Source organism: Chamaesiphon polymorphus CCALA 037, from assembly GCF_003003845.1.
Classification (GTDB): Bacteria; Cyanobacteriota; Cyanobacteriia; order Cyanobacteriales; family Chamaesiphonaceae; genus Chamaesiphon; species Chamaesiphon polymorphus.
The window spans coordinates 1-7,297 of record NZ_PVWO01000292.1; the positions used below are offsets into that span (position 1 = coordinate 1).

A 7,297-nucleotide genomic window follows, 5' to 3' on the forward strand; every position below is an offset into this window, starting at 1 on the left:
ATCCATAACGTATATTCTCCAACATGGTTAAACCCGTAATTTTGACCGTTGATGATGATGCTGACGTGCTGCAAGCCGTAGCGCGAGATTTACGACAGCAATATGGCGATCGCTTTCGGATTATCCGTGCCGATTCTGGTGCAACGGCGATCGAAGCCACCCAAAAGCTCAAACTCCGCAACGAACCCGTCGCCCTATTTCTGGTCGATCAGCGGATGCCCCAGATGAGTGGTGTCGAGTTCCTAGAGCAAGCATTACAGATTTTTCCAGAAGCCAAGCGGGTGCTGCTGACAGCCTACGCCGATACCGATGCTGCAATTCGCGCTATCAATAGTACCCAAATCGATTACTACCTGCTTAAGCCTTGGAATCCACCAGAAGAGAAACTTTTCCCAGTCTTGAACGATCTCTTAGATGATTGGTTGGCGAGCTTCCGTCCTGCTTTTGATGGCATCCGCGTCATCGGCAATCGGTGGTCGCCGCAGTCCCACGATATGAAAGACTTTTTGGCACGAAATCAAATCCCTTATCAGTGGTTGGATATCGAGCTATCCGAGGCAGCACAGCAACTTGCCACCTTTGCCAACTGCGATCGCTTATCCCTCCCGCTAGTGCTTTTTAGCGATGGTAGCAGCTTAATTCAACCCTCGATCGCGCAAGTGGCCGAGAAAATTGGCCTCCGCACCCAAGCCGAAAAGCCCTTCTACGACCTGATTATCGTAGGTGGTGGCCCCGCTGGACTAGCTGCTGCGGTCTATGGGGCATCCGAAGGACTACATACAGTAATGATCGAACGAGAAGCTCCGGGCGGACAAGCAGGCACCAGTTCGCGCATTGAAAACTATTTGGGCTTTCCCTCCGGCTTGAGTGGCAACGATTTAGCCCGACGCGCCGTAACTCAAGCCCGACGCTTTGGCGTCGAGATTCTCAGTCCTCAAGAAGTAACGGGAATTCGGGTCGAAGATCCCTACCGTTTTATTACCTTGTCAGATGGCAGCGAGATTAGTTGTCACGCGCTAATTTTGGCTCTGGGCGTTTCATGGCGACGGCTGGATGTACCCGGACTCGATCGACTCACCGGAGCGGGAGTGTACTACGGTGCGGCGCAGACGGAGGCTCTAACTTGTCAAGGAGAAGACGTCTATATAGTTGGCGGTGCCAATTCTGCCGGACAAGCGGCCATGTATTTCTCGAAGTATGCGCGGCAAGTGACGATGCTAGTGCGGGGTGAATCACTCACCAAAAGCATGTCGCAATACTTAATCGAGCAGATTGCCGAAACGCCAAATATCACCGTCCAGCCGCACTCTAGCGTGGTGGAAGCCAAAGGGGAAACGAGTTTGGAAGCGATCGCGATCGACACTGCGGGTGAAGTAAAAATGGTACCCGCAACATCACTATTTATCTTTATCGGTGCCGTCCCACGCACGGAATGGCTCCACGGTGCGGTAGAGTGCGACGAACGCGGCTTTATCTTCACTGGAGCCGCGCTCAAAACTGGTACCAGCCAACCGAGCACTCATCGTCCCAAGGGTTGGCGACTCGATCGCGATCCCTATTTGCTAGAAACTAATATTCCTGGCGTGTTTGCAGTGGGTGATGTCCGACATGGTTCGGTCAAGCGGGTGGCTTCGGGTGTCGGCGAGGGGTCGATCTGCGTTCAGTTCGTGCATCAGTATCTAGCCAATGTCGGATCTTAGACAACACTTCTCGTTTAAGAACTGCTAGCGACTGAAGTCGCCGCTAGTGATGCAAAGTCCGCCTACGCGGACTAAGTAGCTTTTAGATTAACAAAAGAAGTATCGGGATCTTAAAGTCATAGATGCTGAGAGCGGACAAACTGACACTGTTAAGGTTGAGTGATGACACAACAGGAATTAGCCGAACTAATCGATCGAACGAGCCGATCGAATACTATTACTTCTCTCGATCTGACCGATTGCGAACTTAGCTATTTACCAGATAGTATTGGTGAATTAATCAATTTAAAATATCTCATTTTAACTAACAATCGGCTAGAACAGATACCAGATAGTATCGGCAATCTCGTCAATCTGTGTCAATTGCATTTGCAGAGAAATAAGCTTAGTAGCTTGCCAGATTCGATCGCGAGATTGGTAAATCTCAGATTTCTGAGTTTGCATAATAACAATCTGAGTGCATTACCCGATAATATTGGCAAACTATTAAAATTAGCTCGCATAGAACTGGAAAATAATCAATTAACTGCTCTACCAGAAAGTATCGGTCGGCTGATAAAATTGAAAGAGTTAAATCTCAGTAATCAGCAATTAACTAAACTACCAGAGTCAATTGGCAATCTAACTGCATTAATAAACCTCGATCTAAATCAAAATAAATTAACTCAACTTCCACAAGATATTACCAATCTCACCAAATTAAAAACATTAGAGTTGTCTGGAAATCAGCTAAAAGAGCTACCCGATCGAATTGGCAATTTAATAGAATTGACCGGGCTGTTTTTAGCAGGCAACAAGCTGGAAAAATTGCCAAATAGTATTGGCGATCTTAGTAAACTTGTCGGATTAACATTGGACTATAATCGGTTAACTAGCCTACCAGACAGTATTGGCAACCTGACGAGGTTATCTTACCTAGATTTAGAAGGAAATCAGCTTCGCGCACTGCCTGAAAGCATGGCTAATCTCCGTATAGTCGAGCTAAATTTGAATGATAATCCATTAACAGATTTATCGATCTTGCAGTCGTTACCGCAACTAGATACTGTTTGGTTCTTTGGTGTCGATTTACCCCGTCGCTATTGGACGAAGTTGAGCGAGTGGAAACCTGAGTGGCTATTGGACGAAGATAATGTCGAGATTAGGCAATTAATTATTCAGACGTGTGGATACGATCGAATTTGTCAGCAATTAGGCGCGATCGAGTTAGATAGTTGGCGAGAATATACGTTACTAAAAATTGATGACATAGATATAGAAGCGATGGTATTACTAAAGATGACTTGTCCATCAACCGCACATATCCACATTCTACGGGTACCGCCAGAGATGACGAGTGCAGAGGCGGCAATTACTTGGGTAAATCATGGCATTCATCCTGACAAGTTTGCCGTGCAAACATGAGAGGACTTTGGATGAGAGTAGATTACGTGTCAGCATACCAAATTTGAAATCATAGTGCTTAGTCGTCAATCGCCCTGAAATGAATTTCGGGCTAATAGCAAAAGTTCACTGAAGTGAACTAAAATAAAAATATTTTAGGAGAATTAATTCACTCTGCTAAATCACCCTTTTTAAGGGGAATAAGAATCCGGTTCCCTCATCAAAAAGGTCGTATGGGTGGTTTCATACACCAGCATAAATATCTTCAGTTCACTGAAGTGAACTTTCGCCGTTAGCCCGAAATTCATTTCAGGGCGATTGACGACTAAGCACCAGAATTTGTGCATTCTTATTTTCTTATATGAAACCACCCGATCGATGCGCCGCTGTCTTGTCGTTTTTTTTATTCGGAGGTTCCCTCCGAATAAAACCGCCGCTTTTGGATTATGCGAGACAGCGGCGCAGTGTGGGCGATTGAAGACTAAATACTAGGGTTTTAGATTTTATTCCCTAGCAATTAACCTCAGACTTCCGCAGGAAGTTTAACGATTTCGAGAACGACGCTCCGATGATTCCGATCGAATAGATGCATCATCTTGCTGTCTGATTTCGCGGATTATCGTCGTTCTTTGAGAATTACGAGTTTCAGTCCCCTCGGCTCCGATATTACTGCGGCTAGATGAGTTGTCGATCGTAACTCGATCGCGAGTACGTTCTGGGAGCGATTCAACTTGTCGAATTGCCGAATTGTTATCGATAATTACCTGTTGTTCTCGCCACGATCGATCTGGTTGCGTATAAATTTGGGGATTGGATGTATTATTAACGCTCCCTTGTCGAGCGCGTTGGTGGACTACTTGTCGATCGGAATCTCGCTCCGAGTTGGGAATAACTTGGATGGTTTCGGAGTTATCGATTACTTGGCGAGTGCGCGTGCGCTGTGGGGTAGCGTTGACTCGATCGGTTGCGGTATTGTCGATGATAACTCGGCGATTTGTCGATTCAACTGTTGAGTTATTCGTATTTAAAATAGTGGTTTGACGATCGCTATTATTGCGACGGTAGTTGGGGTTAACTTGGATGACTGTGGTAGAATTATTGACAACTTGCGGCTGGTTGTAATAGACATTATTAGAATAGTTGTAGAAGATAGTTTGCGTGTTATAAACTACCCCGCCCCGATGATAATAACCGCCGATAAATAGAGGATGAAAAATAACGATCGGGCTGTAATAAGCGATCGAGATCCGATAGTCTTTGCTAGCGTAGTGGGGATTGAGTAAAATCGCCCGATCGAAATCTGTTGAAGCTGCATGACGATCTCCTAACTCCGATCGAATCGCACCGCGATTGTAATAAGCACCCGCATGGTTGGGATCGAGTGCGATCGCCCGATTATAATCCTCGATCGCACCTTGTTTGTCGCCTAGTTCCGATCGGACGACGCCGCGACTATAATAAGCCGCGCCATAATTAGGATCGAGTGCAATTGCGATGTTGTAGTCAGCCAACGCACCACGTTTATCGCCTAATTCATAGCGAGTCGCACCGCGATTGTAATAGGCTTGGGCAAATTTATAATCGATCGAGATCGCGCGTGTATAATCTTCGATCGCACCGCGTTTATTGCCCAACTCGTATTTAATGGCACCGCGATTGTTATAAGCTTGAGGGTATTTTGGATCGATTTCGATCGCACGATTGAAATCTGAGAGCGCGCCTTGCCGATCTCCCAACGCCGAGCGTACCACTCCCCGATTGACATGTGCCAAAGCATACCGAGGATTGAGTTGAATCGCGCGGTTATAGTCAGCTAAAGCACCACGTTTATCGCCCTTGCGATATTTAATCACTCCAGCCGCCAAAAATCGCTCTGCGGTAGAAAGGCGATCTTGCTTCTGTGCTAATAATGGACGCTTGGCATACATAGCAGCTCCCCCGATGCCATTTTGCTCGGCAGCATTAGTCAGGGGTTGAAATAGCGCGATCGTGATGATACCTAAACAAGTAGGAATCAGTCTATTCATATTATTAAGTAGGTAGGCGGAATTAAATATAAGATGCCAGCCTTCTGCCCTCACCCCAGCCCCTCTCTTGGTGTGCTTAACGCCTTTGTCTCCCCACGGTTGAGCGCACCGCTCCCAAGTCTGGGAGCGGCAGGGTAAATTAAGTGTGAGGGCATAAAATCTAGAACCCTTATCTTTATTCTTCAATCGCCCTGAAATGAATTCCTCGATCTCAGCAAAAGTTTATGAAATGAACTAAGATCTTTTCCTTTATTGATGCAAACCCTCTTTTCGATCGACAAGCACGATTTTCAGTAAATTAAGCTTTGTATGCAAGCAACGACACTGACGAAAAAATGTGGATATTGTTCCCCTATTTTTCAAGATAGATCGCACTCGATCGCTTTTATTTTAAATCTGTAATCTTGCTAAAGTTTTAAAACATATTGGCACGATCGAACCGCTGATATTAACTGCATTCACAGTGAAATTCCGAGGATTTGCATTTGCAAATCTAGATTTCAGATTCGCTAATTGCATTTTAATATTTGAAAAGCGGATATATAGAGAAAATGTCCACGATTAACGTTTTGACAAAATTATATGTGCGACGCTAATAAGTAAATCGACATTATTATTGATGTGAGGTTCGATCGTGTTTGAATTACTAAGCTATAAAAAATTTCGGGACACGCCGAGCGTGCGTTTCTTCGATATTACCGTGCCTGAGTCCAACGTTCGCGACCTCGTAGTACATCAAGGCCCTGCCGTAAGTCCGCCAGACAGCACCGCAGGCTACTGGCAATTTTATCTCCATCCCCATCAGGAGGACAATCTCTTGGCCATCTCTGGGGGTCGGACATTTTATCTGGTCAATTTTACTTGGAACTATCCCTATCATATCGTGCGACTGGATGCCGATCGAGAGATTCTGCGGATTCCTAGGGGTACATTCCATCGTTCTGTATCCGATCGACATGGTTCTGTCATCATGAATCAAGCCGTGCGCGATACTGAGGCTAGTATCGAGTCAGAATTTCGCGTCTACGATAGCGGCAAAATTCCGCGCTTATTACAGGTGACATCTGCCTCGGCACCGTTACCCAAGTTGCATGGATTTCAATGGTAAAGACGATCGAAACTCAAGCTAGACAGTCTCAGGCAATTTTGGATTTAGCGGATGCTTTCCGCCAGGGGAACCCGTGCCGAGCAGCGCATCCGCTAAACCTGGAAGGAACCTCCAGAGCGCAATTATCAACGATCGATTCTTAAACCGATCTTCATAGAGCAGGAGAGCCAATTTAATGTCGCGCGCAAACTATTTTAGCAATTGCAAGAGCCGCTCAGGGTAAAGATCGTAGCGATCGATCGAGAAAAATGCGGTCGCAGACGATCGAATCGGACTAAGTTTAGTGAATGTTAAGAGAATATGCGTTCTCTAGCAACTCTATGACACCTCCAACCATAATCGATCGCAGTCAAAATACCTACGATCCCTTACAGCTCCAGCATCAAGAAGAGCTAGCTATCGCTCGCAGACAGATTAAAAATGCCTTTCAAGCCTGCATGTTTATCGGTGGGATGACAACTATCTTGTGGCTAGCATTCGTTCTCAGTGGTAAGGAACCAGGCTGGAGCCTGTTGTTGTTCTTTAATGTCGTATTGTCATTTGGGATGGGGTACGGGATCTCTCGCTACAATCAAACCTGTGCCAAGATAATGTTCGGTTACTTTCTCTTGGATAAGATCGTACAAGTCTGCATGGGTCAATTTGCAGGCATAGTTGTGGCAGCGATATTAGTGAAGTACTTATGGGATGGAATTATCGGCACGGACAGCTACAACTACTTAATGTCTCAATCCGAGTATGGCATCCCTGTCGCGGTAGCAACGACTCTAGATCGCACTAGATCGCCAGAGCCGCCAACAGCACCACCGACACCCTCTCAACCATTAAATCCGACACCAGAATTATTAGCTTTATGCGGTGGCGATCGATCTCAAGCCCAATGGCTGTTATCTCAGCTTAAAATAAAGCATCCAGGTAGATCTCCAGAATGGTACGATCGACAAGCAATCGAGCAATTAACCCCTCACGCTTCCGATCCTCTAGATCCGCCAGAGAACGACGAAAAATTATCATAATAGCCTTCCCGATTAGATATCTGATTCTCTACACCTCTTTTTTCCCACGCACCCCCTCTCCCC

General features: G+C 45.9%; 5 protein-coding genes. 4 read left to right on the forward strand and 1 reads right to left on the reverse strand.

The features are described 5' to 3' along the window. Nucleotides 1-23: 23 nt before the first annotated feature. On the forward strand, nt 24-1,700 hold the full coding sequence (locus tag C7B77_RS19305; RefSeq protein ID WP_106308502.1) for a response regulator: 1,677 nt from the start codon (nt 24-26) through the stop codon (nt 1,698-1,700). 162 nt (nt 1,701-1,862) lie between these two features. Next, nucleotides 1,863-3,104, forward strand: a complete 1,242-nt coding sequence (locus C7B77_RS19310; protein WP_106308505.1) for a leucine-rich repeat domain-containing protein — start codon at nt 1,863-1,865, stop codon at nt 3,102-3,104. 521 nt (nt 3,105-3,625) lie between these two features. Here C7B77_RS19310 and C7B77_RS19315 read toward each other — a convergent pair. Beyond that, nucleotides 3,626-5,296 (reverse strand): tetratricopeptide repeat protein, encoded by a 1,671-nt coding sequence (locus C7B77_RS19315; RefSeq protein ID WP_219892203.1) that lies wholly within the window; start codon nt 5,294-5,296, stop codon nt 3,626-3,628. A gap of 448 nt (nt 5,297-5,744) precedes the next feature. Here C7B77_RS19315 and C7B77_RS19320 point away from each other — a divergent pair, with 448 nt between their 5' ends. Then, on the forward strand, nt 5,745-6,218 hold the full coding sequence (locus C7B77_RS19320; protein ID WP_106308508.1) for a redox protein: 474 nt from the start codon (nt 5,745-5,747) through the stop codon (nt 6,216-6,218). 320 nt (nt 6,219-6,538) lie between these two features. Then, nucleotides 6,539-7,234: a hypothetical protein gene (locus C7B77_RS19325; RefSeq protein ID WP_146138405.1), complete on the forward strand. Its 696-nt coding sequence runs from the start codon at nt 6,539-6,541 to the stop codon at nt 7,232-7,234. The last annotated feature ends 63 nt before the right edge of the window (nt 7,235-7,297 follow it).